The sequence below is a fragment of the Opitutaceae bacterium TAV5 genome (genome assembly GCA_000242935.3).
Lineage (GTDB): Bacteria > Verrucomicrobiota > Verrucomicrobiia > Opitutales > Opitutaceae > Geminisphaera.
Genome location: CP007053.1, coordinates 1,495,211 through 1,519,687, shown reverse-complemented (window position 1 = coordinate 1,519,687; position 24,477 = coordinate 1,495,211). Strand labels below are relative to the sequence as shown.

The window sequence follows — 24,477 nt, the reverse complement described above, 5'->3', positions numbered from 1 at the left end:
GTTGCCGGCCTTGGGCCTCGATACCTGCCGCTGCATGACAGGGGGGATTTTTGCGACGCGGAGCGTCGTCGCAGCGGCAGGAATGCCGCCGCTCCGTGGTCAACGCTTCTCATGCGTCCGTCCCGAGAATCGCGCCGTCGAGGTGCTGGATGATCAGCTCCTGCACGGTGGCGAGGAACAGGTAACACATGAACGCCTTGCGCGTGGGTTCGTCCAGCGTCTCGGGATCGACACCGCCGCCTTCGAGATCGTCGTCGGCCAGGCTTTTGAGGAATTTCTCGCGGAGGCGGAGCCGCACCGCCGAGCAGGCTTTCGAGATGATTTCGGCATTGTCGCTGTCAAAGGCGACGACGCCATTCGTGAAAAACTCGCTGTCGAACAGCGACAGGAGCGTGCGCAGTTCCTCGTTTTGCGCGGCCTGCAGCTCCTCGCGCCAGTCGTCGCGAAAAAGCGGGTCCACATCCGTCAGGGTGAGGCCGGAGGCGAGCTCGTTCTGCAGCGTGTCGGACGCGGCCTTGATCACGTCGAGCAGCGGCGCGACCACGGGCAGGCTGAGTTTGACCTCGATGCGTTTCATGGCGTTACGGCGCGGACGTGTCGTCGGGTTCGATGATGGCGTTGAGGTGCCACTGCTGGAGCGAGAAGGCGTAGTGCTCGGCCTTCTCGCGCAGCCCGCTCCACACGGCGGCGCGACCGTCCTCGTGGACGGCCATCATGTACTTGCGGGCGGTGTCCTCGTCGATGCCGAGCACCTTGCGGAGCACGAGCACGAGGTAGGACATGAGGTTGACGGGATCGTTGATGACCACGACGCGCCAGTGTCCGTCGGGTGTGAGATGGACCTGGGTCTCCGGCCCCGGAGATTCCTGCGGGGGAGATGAATGGAACGGATGCTGGGTGTCGTCCGCCATGCCGGTTACGGTGTTGCCGCCGCCTGCCGGACGGCCTCTGCGAGGCGCGCCTCCGCTTCGGCGACCGGAATCCTGGAAACTTCTTTTTTCGTGCGCCACTTGAGTTCGATGATGCCGTCCTTGATGCCTTTGCCTCCAACGGTTACGCGCAACGGGATTCCGATCAAGTCGGCGTCCTTGAATTTTACCCCTGGTCTTTCGGTGCGGTCGTCAAGCAGCACGTCGGCTCCGGCGCTTTCGGCGGCGGCGGCGAGCCGGGTGGCGAGTTCCGAAACGGCGGCGTCCTGCGGATCGAGCACGGTGACGAGCACCTGGAAGGGCGCGCAGGCCCAGGGCCAGACGATGCCGTCGGCATCGTGGCTCTGCTCGATGATGGCCTGGAGCGTGCGGCTGATGCCGATGCCGTAGCAACCCATGACCATCGGGTGCTGCTGCTTCCGGTCGTCGGTGTAGAGGGCGTTGAATTTTTCCGAATATTTGGTGCCGAGCTTGAAGATGTGGCCGACCTCGATGCCGCGGCGGATTTTTAAGGGTTGTCCGGATTTCGGGCAGGGCTCGCCGGGGCGTACGGTGCGGAAGTCGCCGAATTTCGTGATGGCGAGATCGCGCGCCACGTTGACGTGGCGGAGGTGGAAGCCGTCCTTGTTGGCGCCGGTGGCGCCGTTGCCGGTGAGGCGGATGGCGTGGTCGGCAAAAATGCCGGCGAGCGCGGCGGGATTCCGGATCGTGCCCTTGACGGCGCCGAGGCTGCCGGGCTTCGCGCCGAGCACGGGCTCGATCTCCTCGGCGACGGCGGGGCGGGTGCGCTGGAAACCGAGGGCGCCGAGCTTGGCTTCCTCGAGATCGTCGCAGCCGCGCAGGATGACGATGAACGGCTTGTCGGTGGTGGTGCCGTCGGGGTTGGCGACGGTGCCGATGAAAACGAGGGTCTTGAACTGCCTGTCGGCGGGCACGGAGTACGGCGCGGCCTCGAGGTGGGCGATGGTGGCGACGCCCGGTGTGGCGAACTCGACGGGAGCGGGCGCCTCGGGCGCGGCGTCGGCGAGGTCGGCGGGGACGAGCGCGCTGGTGGCCTTCTCGCGATTGGCGGCGTAGCCGGCGTCGCTGTAGATGACGTCGTCGTCGCCCACTTCGGCGGGGACCATGAATTCGTGCGAGTAGCTGCCGCCCATGACGCCGGTGTCGGCCTCGACGGCGATGGCCTGGACGCCGAGGCGGGCGAAGAATTTTTCGTAGGCTTCCTTCATGAGGAAGTAGTTTTTCACCGAACCCTCGTCGTCGGCGTCGAACGAGTAGGCGTCCATCATGACAAACTCGCGGGCGCGCATGAGCCCGTAGCGGGGGCGGATCTCGTTACGGAATTTGGTGGCGATCTGGTAAAAATTTTTCGGCAGGTCGCGGTAGCTGGTGATCTCGCTCTTCACGAGCGGGGTGATGATCTCCTCGTGAGTGGGGCCGAGGACAAATTCGGGATCGCGTGGCGCGCGTTTGCCGTCGCCGGCGCTGTCGGCGCGAAACATGATTTCACGGGCGGCGGCCCAGCGGGGGCCCTGTTCCCAGAGTTCGGCAGGGTGGACGTGGGGCATCCAGAGCTCGATGCCGCCGGCGGCGTCGATTTCCTCACGGCAGATTTGCGAGATTTTGTGCAGGGCGCGCAGGCCGAGCGGCATGAACGTGTACAGGCCGCCGCCGAGCTTGCGCACGAGGCCGGCGCGGACGAGGAGCTTGTGCGAGGCGATTTCGGCGTCGGAAGGACTTTCCTTGAGTGTCGGGATGAAGAATTGCGACCAGCGTTTCATGTGGGAAGATGCAGAAGTGGAAAAGGAAGAGGAGGGCAGGGGAAGGCGGCGGTGTCGATGGCGGAGGCGCGGCGGGGGCAATGGGCCGGGAAAACAAAAGGCCCCTCGCAACCGGTTGTCACGAGGGGCCTTGTGAATAATGGCTGCCCGATAAGGACTCGAACCTTAACAAGCAGAGTCAGAATCTGCTGTGCTACCATTACACCATCGGGCAGTGCGAAAAAGAACGTGAGGTGAGCGCCTCGGCCCGGGCGGGGCCGGGATGAAAATGGAGCCGGCGATGGGATTCGAACCCGCAACCGCCTGTTTACAAAACAGGTGCTCTACCGTTGAGCTACGCCGGCAGGAAAAGGATTCCGGCACATCACGAAAGACGAGAGAAAGAACAGAAACAGAAAACCAGGCTGGAAAACCCGGGGCGGAAAATGGTGGCTCCCCGGGGACTCGAACCCCGAACCAATTGATTAAGAGTCAACTGCTCTACCATTGAGCTAGGAAGCCAAAAGAAATGAAGGGCGAATCACTCAAAATCGCCGCTCCCTTGTCAACGCCGATTTCTGCAAAAAGCGGGCGGGAGTATTCGGGCGCCGGGTCCGGATGGCGCGCGGGCCACTGATAGACTTGCCAAAGGATGAAAGGAAGGAGCAAACAGGGTCCCGCCAATTCGCCTCCCGGTGCCGGTTGTCCGTCGCCTTTCCGTTTCCCTGAAATTCCCGCTTCAAGATGAGAAAAGACCGTGAAGAACAGTGTTTCGTACGGCTCATGGAAACCGTCCGGAAACGCTTTCCGGACGGAGATATCCATGTCGCCGCCGAACCTTGGCACGGTTGCCTGACGCATGTGGAATGCCCCCGCTTCAGCATCTGTCTCCGCGGCGCGGCCCGCTATCGCATCGCACGTGGCGGCGCGGTCCACGAGGTGGCGCTGTCACGCGGCGACGCCATTTTTGCCAGCCCCGGGTGCATGATGGATCCGTTGCCTGAATCCGACTACATGGCGCTGGGCGTGGTGTTTCATGCGCACCTCACCCGGTTTCTTGTCGCACGGAAACACCCGGCGGAAACGGCGCAACTCGGGCATGCGTTTCTCGTCGCCCTTCACGCTCCCTCCCGGCTCGACGCCGACGGCCGGAGTCTGTGCGCGCTGATCGGCAACTGTCCCGGACGCACTCCGGCCGATCCTTATCTGCACGACCTGTTCGGCGCCTTGCTCGCGCGCAGTCTCGAATTGCTGGCCGACGACGATGATCCGGAAAAACGCGGCAAGGCGTTTTTCACCTGGCAGGCCGCATGCCAGTTCCTGCAAGACCACCTGAGCGAGCCGGTCGGGCGCAAGGATGTGGCCCGGTTTCTCCGCCTGCATCCCAACCACGTTTCCCGCCTTTTCCGGCAGTTTTCCCATAAACCGTTTCACGAATTTGTGCTTCAGCAACGCCTCGCCCGGGCGCGAAAATTGCTCCGCGGTTCCTCCGACCTGAATGTTACGGACATCGCGGCGGCATCCGGTTTCGCCAACCTCGGTTATTTCAGCCGCTGTTACCAGAGAGCTTTCGGGCGAGCCCCCAGCAAGGACCGGATGACAGGCCAGGCAACCCGTACCCGCTAAACCGGATGATCCGGCGCGTGCCGGAGGGCTGGCCAGGATCGCGTAGCGACATCCGGAGGCCCGACGAAATGTTACCCTGGTGCAAGGAATGTTTCATTCTTTGACTACGCTGGCGAAGGCGGAGCGTGTCAGGATGCAAGCCCGCCGACACGGGTCACAGCCCTTCATCCACGCCGCCCCTTTCGCCCACGCATATGGTCATGAAAAATGAAAACCGGGAGAACATTCTCGAAGCCGCACGCCGCATTCCCGTGGCACGGGAAACCGACGTGCTGGTGTGTGGCGGTGGTCCCGCCGGCATCGCCGCCGCCGTGACCGCGGCACGGGAAGGCGCGCGTGTTCTCATCGTCGAGCGCCATCCCTTTCTTGGCGGCGTGTGGACTGCCGGCGCGCTCGCCATTCTCATCGACACCGAAAAAAAAGCCGGTTTCAACGCCGAGCTCCGCCGGCGTCTCCATGCGCGTGGCGGCGTCACTTTCCACAAAAGCGAATGGCCCGAATGGCCGATCTACGGGCTTGAGGCCATGAAGGGGCTTCTCGACGAAATCGTCGCCGAGGAACACATCGACGTACAGCTTTACACCCACGTCGTGGCGGTTGCCCATGGTGACAGCGATGATGCCTCGCCCGGTTCCCTGTCGGGTGGCGATTCGCGCATCACCGGCGTTTTTACCGAGAGCAAATCCGGCCGCGAGTTCGTCAGGGCTCGTATCGTTATCGACACTACGGGAGATGGCGACGTCGCCGCGCTCGCCGGTTGCCCGTTCGATATGGGGCGTCCCGGCGACGGCAAGGTGCAGCCCATGACGCTCTATGGACGTGTTGGCGGCTACCGCGGCGGCCCCGTCCACATCGAGCCTCTCCGTACCCTCGCCTTGCGCGCCGGATTCCGGCCCAGCTATGAACGCATCACGCTCTTCCCCCAACCCGGGCAACCCGGCGTGTTCATGCTCATGGCCACGCATCTCTACGGCAGCGGCATCGACGCCCGCAACCTCACCCGGGCCGAATTTCAGGGGCGCAAGGAAATCCGTGAACTCGTCTCCGTCCTTCAGGCACACGGCGGTCCCGACTGGCGTGATGCCTACCTGATCGACACCGGTCCCTTTGTCGGCATCCGTGAGGCGCGTCGCATCCGTGGCCGCTACACGCTCAGCGCCGCCGACCTCGCCGCCGGACGCCGCTTCCCTGACGGCATCTGCCAGGTGCGCTTTGTCGCCGACATCCATCATCCCGATCCGGGCGACGGCGCCGGTCTCTTTCACGAACCGACAAAACCCTACGACATTCCGTATCGCAGCCTGCTGGCGGCCGGACACGCCAACCTGCTCCTCGCCGGCCGTTGCATCTCCGGCGACCACGTTGCCCATGCCAGTTACCGGGTGACGGGCGACGCCGTGGCGACAGGCGAAGCCGCCGGTCTGGCCGCGGCCCTGTCCTGCCGGGAAAACACCGATCCGGCGGACATCGATATCCCCCGCCTCCTCACCCGCCTCGCCGAAATCCGCGACCGGCATCCGCCGGATCCTGTGCCGCCGCGTGTTACCTCTTCCGGCACGCGCATTCCCGCCTCTCTCCTCCAACACAATCCAAACTGACATACCCAATCATGAAAATCGCCTCGAAAATCATCGCGTTGCTGCTGCCTGTCACCGCTCTCCTTGTGCTGCCAATCAAGGCAGCCCAATCGCAAAATCTTCTTGCCAATGGCACCTTTGAGGGATCCTGGACGGGCTCCTTCGCTCCCGAAGGCTGGACACTTGCCGGCAACGGCGCGCAGCGCAAGGCACCCGGTCTCGACGGTTCGTCTGCCTCTTTGCTGCTTTCCGATGGACGCCGCGCCGAACAAAGTGTCGCCAGCCGTCCGGAGGACTGGACGTTGAGTTTCCAGTTCACCCTCAATACGGGCACCGCGACCACCACCGAACGCATTCAACCTTTCGTCATCTATCTTTTCGAAGCCGGAGATGACACCGGCAGCAACAATAACGCCTGGATCAACCTCCGGTTCGATACCCGCAATGCGGCCAACGGATCCGAGTTCCAGATTTACGACAAGGACAATGCTTCCTTGTGGGTGTCGGCCGGCGTGCCCAATTTTACCGGCTCCACTTATGACCCGGCCGGTAACACCTTCACCGGGAAAACCGAGTATCAGTTTTCCATTACCTATGATAGCAAGAAAGACACTTATTCCATCAGCTACGGGATCGTGGGCGCCACGCTCTCTACCATCAACACCGGGACTTTCCGGCACGCGACTACCGGCGCAGGGCTCGGGACGATCCGCTTCGCCTCGGGCGGTTCCGGCTTTGCTCTGGACAATGTTGTCCTGACCACACCGATCCCCGAACCCGCGACCGCCGCTGCCGTGATCCTTGCCGCCGCCTTTGTCGCGACTCTGGTCTGGCGGGGTCGTCGCCAACAATAACCGTATCACAACCCGACCGTCATCATGTTACCTGCAAATACCTCCCGGAAAAAAACACCGGCCGCCTCTCCCGGCTTCACATTGATCGAACTGCTGACCGTTATTGCCATCATCGGCATCCTGGCGGCGATCATCATTCCGACCGTTGGCAAAACCCGCCAGCTCGCCAAACGCACCCAGTCGCTCAACCGCCTGCGAATGATCGGCCAGACGCTGCACCTGTATCTCGCCGACAACAAACAGGTCTTCCCCCTGCTGGCAGATACGACCGAAGGGGGGTGGAAAGATCCTTTCTGGACGACAGAGGGTATCCAGCCCTACGAGACGCCGGTCCGGGGCGGCTGGACCAGGCCCGGCAACGGATTGATCCTCCAGAGTCCCATGTTGATGGATACGTTGATCGAGAATCCGAACCATCAGCCGCTGGGCGATTACGGAGGAAGCACGGTGATTTTTGACAAAAAAGTCCGGCGTCCCTACTCGTCACTCGTCAATCCGTCCCGGACGGCCATGGTGATGACCGCCCGCACCGATACGCTCGGCTCCAACGGCGAGGCGCTGCCCAGCTACTACGTGGAGGCGGAATATTTTGTGAACGATCCCACCCGCACCAAGGCCGCTCCCCAGGCGAGAGGCGGAGACTCCGTTCTCGTCGTCTTTGCCGATGGTCACACCCGCATGCTCCCGCTGGATGTCTTTATCCAGGAGAGGGAGCAACTGTTGCTCAACAAGTAGCACATCTCTCTCTCCCCCCCCCCCCGCAGATCGCACAACCGGTGTGATTGTATCCGAAAATAATTACAAACTGAACAATGACTTGCTCCGAATCGTCAGGCATCCGTGTCCCTGTCTTTGCCATTCTTGTGGCCTGTTTGCCGTTTGCCGCATTTTCATCCCGGCCGTTGGTTGCCCAGGACAAGCCTTCGCCTGACGCCAGGCAGGAACGGCTCGTGGTCGCCGAGACGACCGGGATCAATCCGCTGGATGGACCGTTTATCGGCTTCGGGGCCCAGTGGGACTCCACCGCCTACATCAGGAACGGCATCACCGATGCCGATTTCGATCTGATTGAAAAGCGTCTCGGATGGATGCGCACGCCGATCGTCCGCATGATGATGGTTTCCGGTTGGTGTTATCAGGGGAATGGCCGCTATGACTGGGACAGTCCGCAGATGCGGATGGTCTTGCGACAGCTCGACGTCTGCCAGAAACTCGGCATCTCCGTCATCCTCACCGAGTGGGGATACAATACGCGCTGGATGCGCACGCCGGAGGTCAGCGACATCGGCGACCCGAAACATGTCGAAATCATCGGCAGCTACATGGAGTATCTCGTGAAAACGAAAGGGTATTCCTGTATCAGGTATTTCGGTTATGTGAACGAACCCAGTTCCTCCTATGCCCAAAAGCAGGATCTCTGGCTGCAGGGAATCGACGGCATCGCAGCCGAATTCCGGCGGCGCGATCTTGCTGACAAAGTGCGCCTGGTCGGGCCCGACAGTGCGAGTCTTGCGCTGGCCATGTTTGACCGGAAATCCTGGCTCGCGCCGTTGCAGAAGCGGGCGGCTTCGGTTGGTGCGTATCAGTTTCATACCTACATCGTTCTCGAAGACATGCGTCGGGGCGGCTTGAAAGACCTGTATTCGGAAGCCTGGCGTCAGGTCCGCGAGGGGGATCCCGACAAGACCAAGCCGCTCATCATCGGCGAGGCGGGCATCTGGAAATGGGGGCCGACAAGGGAAACCAAAACCGGCGCCGATAATAACGCCTGGAATCGCGAAGACCCGTGGGCCTACGGTATCTACATGGCCGAGTATGCGATCCAGGCAATCGAGGCAGGCAGCTGGGGGGTGCTTGCCTGGATGCTGGATGACAATTCCCACTACGGTTTCAACTGGGGGATGTGGACGTCGAAGAAGGACGGCATGCAACTGCGTCCCTGGTTCTACACCTGGTCCCTGTTGTCGCGATCATTCCCTCCGGGCAGCGAGTTTTCCAAAGTCTATCCGCCTCCCGTCTATTCCAACATGAGGATACTGGCGGCAAAACTGCCGGTGCGCACCGGCGACGCGAAACAGGCCGGCGCCGGGCGTGAGTGGGCGTTTCTGATTGTCAACACCGGCACAAGTCACTCGCGCATTCGGGTGCGCGTTCCTGGCGGGCACGTACAGAAAAGTGACGTTTATTCCTGGTCCAGGAACGCAGCCAGCGCGGATGCGGACGGATTTCCTCGTCCGTCCACCACACTCGAGTCCTCGCTGGATGAGGGATTCCCGATGAGTTTTCCGCCGCAAAGCGTCACCATCGTCGTACCGCAAGGCCGGGACGAAAGGATTTAGCGGGACCGGTCGCCGTACCCGCGGTTGTGGAGACGGCTGACACCTCACAGGCCGTTACTGTCGATCACGCGGACGCCCGCTGCGCGGAGGTCGGCGAGGGCGCGGGCGGTGTCGTCGGGATGGAGGTTCACGCCGCGACAGGCGTCGGCGATGACGTGGGTGCGAAAACCGAGCGAGACGGCATCGAGGGCGGTGAACTTCACGCAGTAATCGGTGGTGAGTCCGGCAAGGCAGACGTCGGTCACGCCCTGTTCGCGGAGCCAGTCGCCGAGGCCGGTGGCGTGGCGGCGGCCGTTGTCGAAAAAGCCGCTGTAGCTGTCGATCTGCGGATCGGCGCCTTTGGTGAACACGCGCGCGATGCGGGTGGTGTCGAGCGCGGGAGCGAAGGCGGCGCCGGGCGTGTGCTGCACGCAGTGGACGGGCCAGAGGATTTGCGGGAGGCCGGCGAGCTGGATCGTATCTCCCGGAGCATGACCGGGGTGCTGCGCGGCGAAGCTGCCGTGGTTGGCCGGATGCCAGTCCTGCGTGGCGATGACGAGCGGGAAGGTTTTGCGGGATTCGGGACTTTGCAGGAGGCGGTTGACGACCGGGAGGATCGCATCGCCTTGCGGCACGGCAAGCGCGCCGCCGGGGAGAAAGTCGTTCTGGATGTCGCTGAGGAGGAGGGCGTTCATGTCGGGCTGTGCTCGCTGGTTGGGCTTGGGGCGGGGTACAGGTTGTACCGGTTCTCTGGATGTTCCGGATTTTACACAAAGATCGCGAAGGGCGCGAAGGAGTTAACAGACAATTCTTTGGGGTCTTTGTGTAAAAATCAGAAAATTTTGAGGGATTGGTATTATCCGCCGGCTCCCCGTTGTTTCAGGATGAGGCGGGTTTTCAGGTCGTGGAGTTTCGGGTCGAGGCCGACCGGATACTCGTGCGGATTGAGCAGGCGGCGGGTGCCGCGGTAGAGGCGCGAGAGCTGGGTCTGCGCGTGCGTCCGGATGGTTTCGAGGGCGGGCGGATCATAGACGAGGCGGCCGCCGCGGAAGATCGGGACGAGGAGGTCTTCGGCGGTGGCGTCAGCAGGAATGGCCTTGCGGCGGGTCAGGTCGGCCGGGTCGATGATGAAGGTGGCGGCTCCGGCGGGGGGCGGGTCCTGTTCGTTGTAGATCGTGTCGCCGACAAATTCCCCGGCATGGGTGTGGCGGCGGACTTGCAGGATGCCGGGGTTCGAGATCTTGGCGACCTGTTCCGAGAGCTTGAGTTTGAACTCCCAGTCGCCGCCGGGCTCGCGGATGGCGCCGAGTTTGTAGACGCCGCCGAGCGCAGGCTGGTCGTACGCGGTGACCAGCCGGGTGCCGACACCCCACGAACCGATCTTCGCGCCCTGCTGCTTGAGGCTGGTGATGATGTGTTCGTCGAGATCGTTGCTGGCCACGATGACGGCGTCGGTGAAGCCGGCTTCGTCGAGGATTTTTCTCGCCTCGATACTGAGCCACGCGAGGTCGCCCGAATCGAGGCGGATGCCGGCCATCCGGTGGCCGCGCTCGCGCAGCCGGCGGCCGGCCTCGACGGCGCGGCGGACGCCGTCGAGCGTGTCGTAGGTATCGACAAGAAAAATACAGTTGTGCGGCATGGCCCCGGCGTATGCCTCGAAGGCGGCGGATTCGTCGTCGAACGACATTACCCAGCTATGTGCGTGGGTGCCGCGGACGGGGATGCCGAAGAGTTGTCCGGCAAGGACGTTGGAGGTGGCGGCGCAACCGCCGATATACGCGGCGCGGCTGGCGGCGAGGGCGCCGTCGATGCCCTGGGCGCGGCGCATGCCGAATTCGAGGACAGGCTCGCCTTGCGCGGCGCCGCAGATGCGCGCGGCCTTGGTGGCGATGAGCGTCTGGAAGTTGATGAAATTGAGGAGGGCCGTCTCGACGAGCTGCGCCTGGAGGATGGGACCGGTGACGCGGAGGAGCGGCTCGTGGGGAAACACGACCGTGCCTTCGGGGACGGCATTGACATCGCAGGTGAAGGCGAACTCGCGCAGGTGGTCGATAAAGCCGGCTTCGAAGAAGGGCGAGTCGTCAGGGCCGGCGAGGGTGCGCAGGTACGCCAGGTCGGCATCGGTGAAGTGCAGGTCGCGGAGCCAGGCGATGGCGTCGCCGAGGCCGGCGGCGATCGTGTAGCCACTCTGGAACGGAGGCCTGCGGAAAGTGAGATGAAACGCGGCCTCCTTCACATGCGTGCCGGTCTTCCAGTAGCCGCAGGCCATCGTGAGCTGGTAGAGATCCGTCATGAGCGGGGAATGACGGCTGAGGCCGGGATGAACCGGGGCGGAAGGCAAGCGCTTCGTGGCAGGCATGACGGTATTGAGAAAACGCGAGGGGAGGGGACTGCTCAAGAGTCATTTCGGGAGACGGGGGAGGGGGGATTCCGAAGCTCCGGATTTTTCGGATTCTTACTACCAAGGCCACCGGAAAGTGAGGTCAGGGACAGCGTGCGTGTGGCACGGCCATCCTGGCCGTGGGCGGTGCGAAACACGGAGAGGCAACGTTCACGGGCTGGAAGCCCGTGCCACTTTTTCTGCCAATCCCGGCGGCTTCGCCGTCGGCGGGCGGGACGCCCGCGCCACATGGGCAGGATGCCCATGCCACGTCCGGGCTTTACTCCAGCCGGCCGTCCTGCGTGGTGTCCTTGAGCGCGACGCCGCTTACGCCGAGGCGGGCAGAGTCGGCCAGCAGGTGGGCGAGCTTGCGCGCGGCGGCGGCCGGAGGGAGGCCGGCGGGGCGAATGTTGGAAATGCAGTTGCGGTCGGCGTCGGTGCACTCGGCGCGCGGCCGGTGCGTGAAATAGGCGCCGAGGCTGTCGGGAGAACCGAGGCCGGGGCGCTCGCCGAGGAGGATGAGCGCATGGCGCGCGCCGAGAATGGCGCCGATTTCGTCCTGCAACTTCACGCGGCCGAAGGGGACGAGCAGGATCGGGTAGAGCGTCCAGCCGGCGGCAGTGAGGTGGCCGGCGAGGCGGGTGACGGTTTCGGCGGCGTGGCGGTCGGCGGCCTGCGCGGCCAGTCCGTCGGAGACAATGATGGCGAGGTCGCGCCGGCCCCATTGCGCGGCGAGCGTGCGGAGGCGTTCGCGCGAAGCGTCATCGAGGCGGCGACCGAGGTCGGGGCGCACGAGGTAGGTCGCCTTGTCGCTGACCGCGGTGGCGAGCCGTTCGGTGGCGAGGCCGTTTTGCGCGAATTGTCGCGCGAGCCCGTCGGGATCGAGCGGGGCGTGGACGGCATCGCGGGCACGGGCGTGGGCGAGGCGAAAATCGAGCAGCGAGGCGGTGCGCAGGCTGCCGCCGGCACGGCCGAGCGCGATGCGCGCGGCGGTGTAGCGTTGCAGGGTCACCCACGGATCACGGTTGGCGGCGTCGCCGGTGGCAGCGGCCGGGTCGACGGCGGCAGGCGGAGAAGGCATTCCGGTGGTGACAACGACCCGGGGGTTATCCGGCGAGGCGGGCATCGGCGAGCAGGGCGTGGGTTGGCGCAACGGGCAGGAGGCGGCGGCCGCCGGCGACGATGCGCATGTTTTCCAGCCACGCCTCGAATTCCGGCGCGGGACGGAGGCCGAGCGCCTGGCGGATGTAGTGGCTGTCGTGATACGAGGTGGACTGGTAGCCGAGCATGATGTCGTCGGCGCCGGGGATGCCCATGATGTAGGTGCAGCCGGCGACGCCGAGGAGGGTGAGGAGGTTGTCCATGTCATCCTGGTCGGCCTCGGCGTGGTTGGTGTAGCAGATGTCGCAGCCCATCGGCAGGCCGAGGAGTTTGCCGCAACAATGGTCTTCGAGGCCGGCGCGGATGATCTGTTTGCCGTCGTAGAGGTATTCGGGGCCGATGAAGCCGACGACGGTGTTGACGAGCAGCGGGCTGAAGGCGCGGGCGACGGCGTAGGCGCGGACTTCGCAGGTCTGCTGGTCGAGCCCGTGATGCGCGTCGGCAGAGAGCGCGGAGCCTTGGCCGGTCTCGAAGTACATGACGTTGTCGCCGACGGTGCCGCGCCGGAGCGAGAGCGCGGCCTCGCGGGCCTCGGCGAGGATCGGCAGCGTGACGCCGAAGCTGCGGTTGGCGGCTTCGGTGCCGGCGATGGACTGGAAAACGAGATCGACGGGCGCGCCGCGCCGCATCACTTCGAGCGCGGTGGTCACGTGGGCGAGCACGCAGGATTGCGTGGGAATATCGTAGCGCCGGACAAGTTCGTCGATCAGGTGCAGCAGGGTTTCCATGGCGGGCACGCTGTCGGTGGCGGGGTTGATGCCGATGACGGCGTCGCCGCAGCCGTAGAGGAGGCCGTCGAGGATGGAGGCGGCGATGCCCTGCGGGTCGTCGGTCGGGTGGTTGGGCTGGAGGCGGACGGAGAGGCGGCCGGGCAGGCCGATGGTGTCGCGGAAGGCGGTGACGACGCGGCATTTTTGCGCCACGAGGATGAGGTCCTGGTTGCTCATCAGCTTGGAAACGGCGGCGACCATTTCGGGCGTGAGGCCGGGGGCGAGCGCGGTGAGGACGGTGTGGTCGGTTTCGTACCGCAGCAGCCAGTCGCGGAACTGGCCGACGGTGAGGCCGGCGACCGGCGCGAAGGCGGCGCGGTCATGCGTGTCGATGATCAGCCGGGTGACGGCGTCGTCCTCGTACGGGATGAGCAGGTCTTCGAGAAACTGCGCGAGCGGCACGTCGGCGAGGCATTGCCGGGCGGCGGCGCGCTCCTCCGCGCTGGCGGCGGCGACGCCGGCGAGGACGTCGCCGGAGCGGTGCGGCGTGGCCCTGGCCATGAGCTCGCGCAGGGAGCCGAAGTGGTACCGGCTCCCGCCTGCGGTCAGGGACCATCGGGACGGGTGGCTGCTCATGTCGGGAAAGGCGTTGGGCCGTTTTCGCAGCGGGAATCGGGCCAGCCGCGCGAGGATTTTCGGGTTGTTTTACTTCACGTTGAACTGCGCAGGCAGCCACAGGGCGATCTGCGGAAAGATCATGATGAGGACCATGGACAGGATCATGATAATGACAAACGGGACGATCGAGGCGTAGATATCGCGGATGGTAATCTCCGGCGGCGACATGGCCCGCATGAGGAACAGGTTGTAGCCGAAGGGCGGTGTGAGGTAGGCGATCTGGCAGGTGATGGTGTAGAGGACGCCGAACCAGATCGGGCTGAAACCGAGTTTTGCGATCAGCGGGATGTACAGGGGCGCCACGATGACGAGCATCGCCGTATCATCGAGGAAGATACCGAGGATGAGAAACGACACCTGCATGAGGATGAGCACCTGCCAAGGCGTAAGCCCCCATTGTTCCAGAAAGATGCCTTCGATGGACTTGACCGCGCCGAGTCCGTCGAAGACGGCGGCGAAGGCAAGGGCTGCCATCATGATCCACATGAACATGGCGCTGGCGTTGAGCGTTTGCAGCAGGGCGTTGTGCAGGACCTTGCCGCGCAGGCGTCCCTTGAAAAACGCCACCAGGAGGGCGGCCAGCGCGCCCACGGCCGAACTTTCCACGAGGCTGGTGTAGCCGAGGAAAAACGAACCGATGACGAGGAACATGAGCAGCAGCGGAATCACGCCGGCGCGCAGCACGCGGAATTTTTCCGCGGTCGAGAAATTGCGCTCCGCGGCAGGCAGGACGGGGCCGAGTTCGGGCTGCAGCCAGCAGCGGACCGCGATGTAGATCAGGAACAGCGCGGCGAGCAGCAGGCCGGGGCCGACGCCCGCGAGCCAGAGCTGGCCGACCGGCTGCCGCGCGATCATGCCGTAGAGCACGAGCACGACGCTGGGCGGCGTCAGGATGCCGAGCGAGCTGCCTGCCTGGATGATGCCGCTGATCATGCGTTTGTCGTAGTGGCGCTTCATGAGCTCGGGCAGCGCCACGCTGCAGCCGATCGCCATGCCCGCCACGCTCAGGCCGTTCATGCAGGAGATGAGGACCATAAGCAGCAGCGTGCCGATGGCCAGCCCGCCGCGCAGCGAACCCATCCAGACGTGCAACATGTGGTAGAGGTCGTTGGCGATGCCGGATTCCGAGAGCATGTAGCCCATGAAAATGAACATCGGCAGCGTCAGCATGGGGTACCAGTTGAAGAGCTTGATGGCCGCGCTGAACCCCAGTTCCGAGCCGCCCGGGCCCCACAGCCAGATGGCGCAGGCCACGCCGACAAAACCCATCACGCCAAAAACGCGCTGGCCGGTCGCCATCAGCAGCATCAGCGACGAGAACATCAGCAGGATGATCATTTCGTGGCTCATGACAGCTCCTTTCCGAGGGCGGCGGCCACGTTCTTGATCAGCTCGGCGACGGCCTGGAGCAGCATCAGCAGCATGCCGAGCGTCATGATGATCTTGATCGGCGCCATGTAGGGACGCCACACGGTGTGATTCCGCTGTCCGTATTCCAGCGCGTAGTACGAGCTCTCGTAGCCGCCCATGACAAGGACCACCAGGTAGAAGATGACCAGCAGGATCGTGAACGAATCCACGCCGGCTCGCCGGCGCGGGCTCCAGCGTTCGTAAAAGATATCCATGCGGACATGGGCGCCCTGTTGCATGCTGAATCCGGCTCCGAGCAGGTAGTAGGCGGCCATGGAAAACTGGGCCATCTCCATCACCCAGATAGCCGGTGAATTGAGCACGCCGTTGGAGATCACCGACCAGGTGAGGATCGCGAGCATGAAGACGAGCAGGTACATGGCGAAGTACCCGACGACCCGGTTGACGGCGTTGACCGCCCGGACGTATTTTTTCAGCGAATACAGGAAAAAGGAAGACATTGTGCAGTATGGTTCTGCCGCGACGGAAGCGCCCCGCGAACCGGCGGGAGGCGCCGGAGCGGGGGCTCTGAACCGGGGACGGGATGATGTGCGGAACCCGGCGTGCCGGCGGCGCGGGATGGCCCCCGGGCGCGAACAGGACGGGCGTCTGGCCCTTCTCAGTAGCGGTAGGGTCGGCCGGCCTTTTGCATCATGTCGTTATAGTCGCGGAAAATCTGCACGACCTTGGCGGCGCGCGGACCGGTCTTGGCGATTTCGTCCCAGAACTTGATCGCCTCGTCCTCGACCGTTTTCCACTCCGCGTCGGGGATGGAGGTGAGTTTCAGCTTGGTCCCCTGGGTGCGCAGCTTGGCCTCGCCGCCCCAGTACCAGTACTGGCGGTAGTAGTGCGAGCTGTCCATGCACAGCCTGAAGAGCGTCTTGAGGTGTTCGGGCACGGCTTCCCACGCCTTGGTGTTGGCGAAGAAGGAGCCGATCCACGCGCCGGAGATGTTGTTGGTCAGGAAGTAGCTGGTGACGTCGGCCCAGCCGACGGTGTAGTCTTCGGTGATGCCCGACCAGGCGACGCCGTCGAGCTCGCCGGTGCGGAGGGCCATCTCGATGTCTTCCCAGGGTAGTGTCACCGGGACTACGCCGAAGCGCGAGAGGAAGCGGCCGGCGGTGGGGAAGGTGAAGACCTTCTTGCCCTTGAGGTCGGCGAGGCTGTTGATCGGTTGTTTGGTCGCGAAGTGGCAGGGGTCCCAGGCGCCGGCGCTCAACCACGTCACGCCTTTGACCTCGGCGTAGGATTCCTCCCAGATCTTGTCCAGGCCGAACTGGGAAAAGAGCGTGGGGACGTCGAGGCTGTAGCGGGTCGCGAACGGGAAGTAGCCGCCGAAAACGGATACATCGGCGGGGGAGGCGATGGAGTCGTCGTCGCTTTGCACGGCGTCGATGGTGCCGCGTTGCACGGCCCGGAAAAGCTCGCCGGTGGGCACGAGCTGGTCGGCGTAATAAAGTTCGATGACCATCTCGCCGTTGGCCGCCTTGTTGAAGGCGTCGATGGCAGGCTTGATGACGTGCTCGCCGAGGGCCGGTCCGGCGTAGGTTTGCAGCCGCCATTTGATCGTCTTTTTTGCCGCCCCCATAATGTAGGGCGCCGCTGCTGCGACAGCCACCCCCATGCCCGCCTTCTTCAGGAATTCGCGTTTGTTCATATAATCTCCGGTGTTTCTGATGCTGGATGTGTTCAGGTTGTAGGCGTGAGACAGGCCGCCGGCGCGAGCAGGTCGCTTCCGCTGGTAGTTGCGAATCTCACGTCCCCGCCGGGAGCACGCCTCATGCCAGCGCGCGCTCCAATACCGGCCCCGCAGACGGGCAGGTAGCGGGATTACAATATCTGAACGACCTTATAAAAGATCGGTGAGCCGGTTTGAAGGCAGCGGGTTAATCGTGCTGAACAGGTTCACCCGGACCGGTTTTCGGGGTGGTATTCCTGTCGCCGTGATTGATGGGAATGTGGTCGCTAAAAACCGGAGACGTGATTTGTATAAAATTTACATATAATGTCTTATACAATTAATATTCGGAGACTAAATGCGGAGAGGAAGCTGGCGGAAAATTGTCCGGATTATTTTTGGCAACACGTGAAACGGCCGCGCAAACCGCGCGCAGGCGCCGGCCTGCGATGATCAAAATAGTCCAGATTCCGATACGGGCGAAAACGCCTGTCCGGTACGGGGGTCGGCCGGCTTCAGCGTCCGGAGGATTTCTTCGCCAGTTGCATCAGGCGATCCGGTTCGTTGACTGGCGGGCACCCTGCCTGGACCCATTGCTCGATGATGAGAGCGGCATACTTGCTCTTGCTCAGGGAAAGCGGCGCGGCTCGCGCGGCGATGGTCTCCACGTGTTTTTTGCTGGCATGCACACTGAGCGTTTCCGAGTCCTTGGCTTTTCCCACGATGCCCTGCCTACCAGGCGTTCAGGATCAAAGCTCCCCAAAACCTGCGATTGACATAGATTCTATAGAATCTATGGTATCGACCGGCTTATCTGATGAAACGTCCTCCTGCCTCTTTCTCTTTCCCGTGCCTCAGCCGGTCAGGCTGATACAAGACTCCTCACCCTTGTCGCCCATGGCCGGCCTTTTCATCCCCGGGCCGGTCGGGTGGGGAGTTGGCACGGGTTCCGCCTCCGGTCGTATCACCTGCTCCGGATCCGAATCACGGAATTTGCCCGGAGGCTCTTTCCTGATCGGCGAAAATGAGCGGCCTCGGCCGGTTCAGAGCGGGAACCGGATGGCGGGGAGGCCGCCCGATTCTTCGGAACTGTCTTCCGGCCCCGGCCCGCCGGTGTCGGGAGTCTTTTGTCCCGGAGCGCTGCCCTCATGCCCGGCGGCGGGGACGAGGCCTACGGGGCGGAGGGGCGGCGTGTACGCGGCCCTGAAATCGGGTGTGCCGGGCGGGAGCGCGGCGAAGCCTTTTTCGACGAGCGTGGCGACGAGGGCGTCGCGTTGCTTGCGTTCGGGGACGCCGAGCACGACGACGATGATGCGTTTGCCGTTGCGTTGCACGGTGGCGGCCAGCGAGAAGCCGGCTTTCGTGTAGTAGCCGGTCTTGAGTCCGTCGCAGCCGTTGACCGACCAGAGGAGGTGGTTGTGGTTTTTCATCGCCTGGACCTTGGGGCCGGGACGGAAATCGCGGGTGCGGGTCGAGGTGTAGCGGAGGATGTCGGTGTGGAGCAGGAGATGGCGGCTGAGCAGGGCGAGGTCGCGCGGCGTGGAGAGATCGGGTTCCTGGCCGAGCCGGGCATTGGGAGGCAGACCGTGGGGCGTGCGCCAGGTGGTATGGGCCATGCCGAGGGCGCGGGCGCGGCTGTTCATCTGTTCGACAAACGCCTCGCGCGATCCGGCGGCGGCTTCGGCGAGGGCGACGGCGGCGTCGTTGGCCGACTGGACCATGAGTGCGTAGAGCAGGTCGTCCACGGCGAAGACCTCCTTCTCCTCGAGGTAAACCTGCGAGCCGCCCATGCGCTGGGCTTCGAGGCTGATGGCGACCGGAGCGTCGGGCGCGAGCGAGCCGGCGGCGATCTTTTCGAAGACGCCGAGAAACGTCATGAGTTTGGTGACGCTGGCGGGCGGGTGGGGAGAGTCGGCGTTGTCCTCCAGCAGGACGCGGCCGGTGGCGGCGTCGGTGACGATGTAGCCGCGGTGCGGGATGTCGGCGGCGGCCCGGGTGGGGAGCGGATGGGTGGCGAACAGGGCGAGCGCGACGGCAGAGACGGAAAAAAGGGAGCGACAGGAGCGATGGAAGAACCGGATCATAGGGTGGCAGGAAAATGACCGGAAAGCGAAGAGACCCGCGCGTGTCAGGTCAATGAGGCGGTGGCCCGTGTGAACGATCAGGTCAGGATGAAGCAACGGCGTCCCCGCCGCCGTTTCGTTGGCTGCCATCGAACGGGTTCCGGACAAGGCAGGCGAGGAGCGGCCGGCACAAGTCGTTAGGGTGGAGTAGGATGGCCAGAGCGCCGGGGAGGCACGGCAAACGTGCGGCCGGCTTTTGACCCGCCGCACGTTGGATGACCGGATGAACTGGCGTTACGCAGGGTGCGTCCAGACCGAGGCGTCGCAGACACGGAGACGGTGTCCGTCGGGGTCGGCGGCGGTGAACGTGTCGCCAAAACCGATGTCTGTCGGGGTCTGCAGCATGGTCAGCCCCAGGTTTCGCCAATGCTCATGCATGGCCAGGACGGCGTCTTTTCCTGAAACATAGAAAACGAGTTCTGTGGCGCCGGGGGCGGCGGTGGCTTTGGGTTCGATGTCGTCGCGTTGGTTAAGCGCGAGGGTCAGGCCGGAGCCGAAGGGGAAGATGGCGAAGGTGGGCCAGGTCTGCGCGGGCGCACGGTCGAGGAGGCGCGAATAAAAGGCGGTGCTGGCGGCGGTGTCGGCCACGTAGAGCACGATCATGTCGGGTTTGCTGACGAGTGTGGAAGTATTCATCGCCAGACAGGATAACAGGCATAAGTGACAGATTGTGTCAGTTGTGTGCCTGGCTGCCGTAAATCAGTCGTGGATGCCTTGGCGGGTTTTCCATTCGCGGAGGAGGGCCATGCGTTTTCGCGGGACGGGGCTCGTCTCCGTCACGAGATGTCGGATACGATCGGTGCGGAACGTGCGGTAGTCCTGCCGGAGTTCGCACCAGGCGACGAGCAGGCGGACGTGTTCGAAGTAGCCGAGCGCAAAGGGCCAGAGGGTGCGTGTGCTGGGCGTCCCGTTACCATCCTGGTAGGTGACGGTGAGTTTGCGCCCGGCGCGAATGGCGCGCCGGATCAGTTCGAGGTGGTTGTCATCGTCGGTGGCGGCGTGCCCGGGAAGCGGTCCGATGAGCAGGGTTGAGGCGTCGAGTTCGTCACAGAGGGAGGAGGTGAGGATGGCGCGGATTTTGGCGAGGGCGTCGCGTGCGGCGCGGGCGAGCTTGTCGTCGCCGCGCGAGGCGACCCAGCGCGAGCCGAGCACGAGAGCTTCGATTTCCTCCCCGGAGAACATGAGCGGCGGCAGGGTGAAGCCGGGGCGAAGCTGGTAGCCGACGCCGCGTTCGCCTTCGATGTTCGCGCCCTGGGCCTGCAATGCGGCGATGTCGCGGTAGAGCGTGCGCAGGCTGATGCCGAGTTCGGCGGAGAGAGCGGCGCCACTCACCGGCTGACGGTGGCGACGCAGGACTTGCAGAAGTTCAAGCAGACGTGAGGCGCGGGACATGGTGAAATCGTCGTGAGGCTGACACTGTTGAAAGCCAAAAGCGGTTCCGTAGTGCGGGAGCGACCTGTCGGAAGGGGGGAAACCTCGGGAGTGGACTACTGCGGCAGGCCGAAGGGGTCAGCCTGGAATGGCGCTTAGATAAGGATGATGGTCGTCATTTTGATAGATAATTCCCAATGCATGAAGCGATCCAGTATCGGCCCGGATTCCAGAGGAATTTTTTCTCTCAAAAGGCTGGATAGTTTTCACGTTTTTCATGTGTTTGGAAGTCACTGATTTTCAACGGGGAGATGGCTTAATCAAGCGCCATTCAGACCTGACTCCATCGGCTTGGCATCAGATTACCAACCCGGATACCGTTCGATTGCCTTCTTTGGGTTCCCTCTAGATGCGTTTGCCCTGGGTAATTTAGCAATCACTGCACCGCTGATGACTCACGAAGGCTCCTCTATTCGCATGATCGGCTTGAGTCGTACGCGACCGCTCAGCATACGCTTTTGCCTGCACATTTCCGGCATAGCCGGAAACCGCCGCCAAGTATGCGGTGTGCAATTAAGATGTTTTTTGAAAACCCGGCAAAAATCCGGAGTGCTTGAGAAACCGCATGTCTCCGCCACCTCGTCGAGTGTCAACGTGCTTGTCGCCAATATCTCCGTCGCCCGGACCAAACGCAGATGCGTGAAAACCTGATTTGGAGATCCCTGGTCGTTTCCCTGGGCCACCGCCACATCACGAAAATCCCGCCGCAACTGCGTCGGTGAGATGTGTAAATATGCTGCTACGTCATTAACCGACGGGCACTCCGCCATGTGCTGATTGAACCACGCCACCGCATGTTCGAAGCGATCCCATATCGGATCGGCAAACCACGATGAACTCTCCACCGGCTTTTCATCATTCAAGGCGATCAACGACAGATCCAGCATCGCCCGATCAGAGATGATCGACGCAAACTGATTGGGGCGCTGGTAAAGCGGCAGCAACTCCTCTCCCAACTTCCTTACTCGCTCCAAATCCTCCCGGAGCAGTCGCCGCTCCAAAAAACCCTCTCTTCGCACCCGCAACGCCAGCAAGTGCGGCACGTCGGTAAACTGCAACGCCACACGATCAACCGACTCACCCGGTTCCCCCTGCCATATCCAGCGCATCATCGGAGGAAACACCCAGAAATTGGCGCCTTCCACCCGGCGTTTTTGCGGTCTTACGGACTCATCCTCCAGCACCAGCGAAAGCCTGCCCTCCAACAACGCATAAAACTCCCAGTTCAAACGACGGGCAAAACGATCCGGCTTTGTGCCGAAATTCCGGATACCAACATGAGCCAACTTTATCATATTTTGAAAGACCGTTAAAATTCACAAAAACGACCATCTGTTTTACAAAACCATTCATTTTGCCGTCTTCTCGCTTGTCAAGATACACAGCGAGGCTGGTTGTGGACATCGTGACTCCCGCCGTCTTTAGTCCCCACCCCCGCGTTCCAACTGCACTCATAGCGTTTCATCGTCGCCACTCCTGCATCAGCCTCCGGATGCCTTTGTTCGCCGGCATTCTTTTGGCCTTGGCCACCGGAGTCCAGAGCCCGGCGGCTGCCATGTTAGCGTCATCTGACGCCACGCAGATAGCTGCCGTTCGCATCACCAATCGCATCGACATCGACAAAGTCTGGTCCGGCCATCCCGTCGGATTCGCCCTCCTTACCGATGCCGCCCGCAATCTCCAATATGTCGCTTATTATGACGCCCGGCGCATCATGACCGTGGCTTCGCGCACGCTCGATTCTCGCGAATGGAAACGCCAGTCTCTGGATTCACTCGTGGGCTGGGATTCCCACAACAACATCACACTTGCCCTGGATCGCTACGGGTACCTGCACGTTGTCGGCAACCTGCATGTTTCTCCTCTCGTTTACTTCAGAACCACGCGTGCGGGCGACATCTCCACGCTCGTCCGCATCCCACGCATGGTCGGCGAAGGAGAACGCGAGACGCTTATGACGTATCCAAAATTCAGAACGACCTCAGAAGGACGCCTTACCTTCAATTACCGCGACGGACGTAGCGGATGCGGTGATACGATCTACAATGTCTACGATGAAGCCACCCGGTCCTGGTCGCGCCTCCTCGACCGCCCGCTTTTCGACGGCCAGGGCCGCATGAACGCTTACCCGCTCGGCCCCGAACTCGGACCTGACGGCTGGTGGCACATGACCTGGGTATGGCGCGACAATAAAAACGCCGAAACCAACCATGACCTCGGATACGCCCGATCTCCCGATCTCGTGCGCTGGGAAACCAACGCCGGACAGCCCATCACGCTTCCCATCCGCCACGCCACGCCCGGCGTCACTCTCGATCCCGTCCCCGTTAACGGCGGCATCCTCAACGGCTCCGGAAAAGTCGGCTTCGACAAGGAAAACCGCGTGCTTGTTATCTGGCACAAATTCGATGCCAACGGAAACACGCAGCTCTACCTGGGCCGCTCGGAAAACGGAAACTGGCGCATCACCCAGCTCACCAAATGGGAGTATCGTTGGGAACCACGCGGAGGCGGCAGTATCTCCACCGACGTCCGCCACTCCGAACCCCGGTACGATCCCAAAGTCGGTTTTTATGTTGCCACCAACCACGTCAAATACGGCAACGCAATCTGGGGACTCAACCTTGACTCCTTTTCCCTCGGAAAACGGATTTCGGTCAACCATCTCAGCAATCAACTGCCGAACGAACTCTCCGCGATCACCACTCCCTACGAAGGCATGCAAAGGAGGATGAGCGAAGACCTGGGAACACCGCCATCCGGGAAACGTTACATCCTCCGCTGGGAAACGCTTCCTCCCAACCGCGACCAACCACGCCGCGGTCAGCATCCATCCCCCAGCACCATTGAACTCGTCGAGCTTACCCTCCCCCGCTCTCCATAGCCCACTGATTTCCAATCTTCGTATATCTCTCTGCTCCAAACCACCAAAACCTGAAATATCATGAAAAAAGCACCGTCAAAACTGATACCCGTCCTCATTGCGACCTCCCTTCTGACCTTCGCGTCCACCCCGGCCTCCGCCGAACTGCTTCTTCACTTCGACTTCAACAGCATCAACGGCAATGCCGTCCCCGACGTCTCCGGCCACGCCAACAATGGCGAACTCAAAGGTACCGCCGCCGGCAAGGCAGCCGGCGCCGGCGTATCCGGGACATCCGGCGATTACGCTTTCAACAACTCCGATTCCACCTTCGGGAGTGGGACGGCCAACACGGGAGGCGGCGTCTTGGTCACCACCGGGCTTGGCAATCTCACTTCCTTTACCGTCACCATGTGGTACAAGGCTGACTCTGTCATGCCTGCGAGTAATTCCGCCCGGATCTTCGATCTGAATGGCACACCAGGGGGTGGAGATCAGGGCAGCCTTTCGCTCACTCCTGCCGGCCAGTTGAACGGACTCGGTAAAACAAGCGAGGCAAATGAAATTTTGAAAAGCAGCGCGGAATGGGTATTCGTCGCCTTTGCCTTTAACGGCACTGATAAAACCGTCCGTTTTTACACTGGCACTTCCGACGCAAGCGCGCCCCTTGTCTCGCTTGGGGGTTCAACTGTCACCAATACCTCGCTTAATTTTGGCGGATCCGGCGCCTTGCTGACCTTTGGCTCCAACACGGCCTACGGTCGTGCCCTTGACGGATGGCTTGATGGCATCCGTGTATACGGTGCCACGTCAGGCGCTTCGGGTGCGCTCGACGCCTCGGCCATCGCACAGATACGTCTTGATGGGTTGAGCAGCATTCCCGAGCCATCCACCTGTGTGATGCTGGCCGGCCTGCTGGCCATTGCGGGGGCAATCGTTGGAAAATTTTCCCAAAAGACATTCAGTTCCAGAAACTAAC

22 protein-coding genes and 3 tRNA genes are annotated in these 24,477 nt (G+C 62.6%); 7 read left to right on the top strand and 18 right to left on the bottom strand.

What is annotated here, in order from left to right:
- Positions 1–109 precede the first annotated feature (109 nt).
- From OPIT5_06975 to OPIT5_06950, 6 genes are all read right to left on the bottom strand, one after another.
- The gene (locus tag OPIT5_06975; GenBank protein ID AHF90000.1) at positions 110–577 is read right to left on the bottom strand and encodes a hypothetical protein; all 468 of its coding nucleotides are present in this window, start codon (positions 575–577) and stop codon (positions 110–112) included.
- Positions 578–581: 4 nt separating this feature from the next.
- Positions 582–911, bottom strand: a complete 330-nt coding sequence (locus OPIT5_06970; protein ID AHF89999.1) for a Clp protease adaptor protein ClpS — start codon at positions 909–911, stop codon at positions 582–584.
- A 5-nt stretch (positions 912–916) separates the two neighbouring features.
- Positions 917–2,710, bottom strand: a complete 1,794-nt coding sequence (locus tag OPIT5_06965) for a prolyl-tRNA synthetase (protein AHF89998.1) — start codon at positions 2,708–2,710, stop codon at positions 917–919.
- 140 nt (positions 2,711–2,850) lie between these two features.
- Positions 2,851–2,924, bottom strand: a tRNA-Gln gene (locus OPIT5_06960).
- Positions 2,925–2,979: 55 nt separating this feature from the next.
- Positions 2,980–3,054 (bottom strand) — tRNA-Thr (locus OPIT5_06955).
- Positions 3,055–3,136: 82 nt separating this feature from the next.
- Positions 3,137–3,211, bottom strand: a tRNA-Lys gene (locus tag OPIT5_06950).
- Between the two features lie 222 nt (positions 3,212–3,433).
- On the opposite strand from OPIT5_06950, the gene OPIT5_06945 reads away from it, so the two are divergent.
- The 5 genes from OPIT5_06945 to OPIT5_06925 all read left to right on the top strand — a co-directional run bounded on the left by OPIT5_06945 (position 3,434) and on the right by OPIT5_06925 (position 9,085).
- The gene (locus OPIT5_06945) at positions 3,434–4,315 is read left to right on the top strand and encodes an AraC family transcriptional regulator (GenBank protein ID AHF89997.1); all 882 of its coding nucleotides are present in this window, start codon (positions 3,434–3,436) and stop codon (positions 4,313–4,315) included.
- 224 nt (positions 4,316–4,539) lie between these two features.
- Positions 4,540–5,913: an FAD binding protein gene (locus OPIT5_06940; protein ID AHF89996.1), complete on the top strand. Its 1,374-nt coding sequence runs from the start codon at positions 4,540–4,542 to the stop codon at positions 5,911–5,913.
- Positions 5,914–5,924: 11 nt separating this feature from the next.
- Positions 5,925–6,746 (top strand): anchor protein, encoded by an 822-nt coding sequence (locus OPIT5_06935; protein ID AHF89995.1) that lies wholly within the window; start codon positions 5,925–5,927, stop codon positions 6,744–6,746.
- Between the two features lie 24 nt (positions 6,747–6,770).
- Complete coding sequence (locus tag OPIT5_06930; GenBank protein AHF89994.1) at positions 6,771–7,481, top strand: N-terminal cleavage protein; 711 nt, start codon at positions 6,771–6,773, stop codon at positions 7,479–7,481.
- A gap of 77 nt (positions 7,482–7,558) precedes the next feature.
- The gene (locus OPIT5_06925; GenBank protein AHF89993.1) at positions 7,559–9,085 is read left to right on the top strand and encodes a hypothetical protein; all 1,527 of its coding nucleotides are present in this window, start codon (positions 7,559–7,561) and stop codon (positions 9,083–9,085) included.
- Between the two features lie 44 nt (positions 9,086–9,129).
- On the opposite strand, the gene OPIT5_06920 is transcribed toward OPIT5_06925, so the two are convergent.
- The 12 genes from OPIT5_06920 to OPIT5_06865 form a co-directional block, all read right to left on the bottom strand.
- A complete protein-coding gene (locus OPIT5_06920) occupies positions 9,130–9,759 on the bottom strand; it encodes an isochorismatase hydrolase (GenBank protein AHF89992.1) in 630 nt (209 codons plus the stop codon).
- Positions 9,760–9,920: 161 nt separating this feature from the next.
- Entirely contained in the window at positions 9,921–11,423 is a 1,503-nt protein-coding gene (locus OPIT5_06915) for a nicotinate phosphoribosyltransferase (GenBank protein AHF89991.1), read from the bottom strand.
- Positions 11,424–11,724: 301 nt separating this feature from the next.
- Positions 11,725–12,570 (bottom strand): ethanolamine ammonia-lyase, encoded by an 846-nt coding sequence (locus OPIT5_06910; protein AHF89990.1) that lies wholly within the window; start codon positions 12,568–12,570, stop codon positions 11,725–11,727.
- The gene (locus OPIT5_06905) at positions 12,551–13,951 is read right to left on the bottom strand and encodes an ethanolamine ammonia lyase large subunit (protein AHF89989.1); all 1,401 of its coding nucleotides are present in this window, start codon (positions 13,949–13,951) and stop codon (positions 12,551–12,553) included. Before OPIT5_06905 ends, OPIT5_06910 begins: the two co-directional genes overlap by 20 nt.
- Before the next feature lie 69 nt (positions 13,952–14,020).
- On the bottom strand, positions 14,021–15,343 hold the full coding sequence (locus OPIT5_06900) for a C4-dicarboxylate ABC transporter (GenBank protein AHF89988.1): 1,323 nt from the start codon (positions 15,341–15,343) through the stop codon (positions 14,021–14,023).
- Positions 15,340–15,864, bottom strand: coding sequence for a C4-dicarboxylate ABC transporter permease (locus tag OPIT5_06895; protein AHF89987.1), 525 nt, complete (start codon positions 15,862–15,864; stop codon positions 15,340–15,342). Before OPIT5_06895 ends, OPIT5_06900 begins: the two co-directional genes overlap by 4 nt.
- A gap of 158 nt (positions 15,865–16,022) precedes the next feature.
- Positions 16,023–17,060 carry a C4-dicarboxylate ABC transporter gene (locus tag OPIT5_06890; protein ID AHF89986.1) on the bottom strand — a complete coding sequence of 346 codons (1,038 nt, stop codon included), beginning with the start codon at positions 17,058–17,060 and terminating at the stop codon, positions 16,023–16,025.
- 536 nt (positions 17,061–17,596) lie between these two features.
- Positions 17,597–17,803: a hypothetical protein gene (locus OPIT5_06885; protein AHF94159.1), complete on the bottom strand. Its 207-nt coding sequence runs from the start codon at positions 17,801–17,803 to the stop codon at positions 17,597–17,599.
- Between the two features lie 321 nt (positions 17,804–18,124).
- Entirely contained in the window at positions 18,125–19,165 is a 1,041-nt protein-coding gene (locus tag OPIT5_06880) for a D-alanyl-D-alanine carboxypeptidase (GenBank protein ID AHF89985.1), read from the bottom strand.
- A gap of 273 nt (positions 19,166–19,438) precedes the next feature.
- Positions 19,439–19,804: a drug:proton antiporter gene (locus OPIT5_06875; GenBank protein AHF89984.1), complete on the bottom strand. Its 366-nt coding sequence runs from the start codon at positions 19,802–19,804 to the stop codon at positions 19,439–19,441.
- 99 nt (positions 19,805–19,903) lie between these two features.
- A complete protein-coding gene (locus tag OPIT5_06870) occupies positions 19,904–20,596 on the bottom strand; it encodes a DNA-binding protein (protein AHF89983.1) in 693 nt (230 codons plus the stop codon).
- A gap of 434 nt (positions 20,597–21,030) precedes the next feature.
- Complete coding sequence (locus OPIT5_06865) at positions 21,031–21,930, bottom strand: hypothetical protein (GenBank protein AHF94158.1); 900 nt, start codon at positions 21,928–21,930, stop codon at positions 21,031–21,033.
- A gap of 197 nt (positions 21,931–22,127) precedes the next feature.
- Here OPIT5_06865 and OPIT5_06860 point away from each other — a divergent pair, with 197 nt between their 5' ends.
- Together OPIT5_06860 and OPIT5_06855 are read left to right on the top strand one after the other, a co-directional pair.
- Positions 22,128–23,519, top strand: coding sequence for a hypothetical protein (locus tag OPIT5_06860; protein ID AHF89982.1), 1,392 nt, complete (start codon positions 22,128–22,130; stop codon positions 23,517–23,519).
- A gap of 96 nt (positions 23,520–23,615) precedes the next feature.
- Positions 23,616–24,476 (top strand): anchor protein, encoded by an 861-nt coding sequence (locus OPIT5_06855; protein AHF89981.1) that lies wholly within the window; start codon positions 23,616–23,618, stop codon positions 24,474–24,476.
- Position 24,477: the final 1 nt, after the last annotated feature.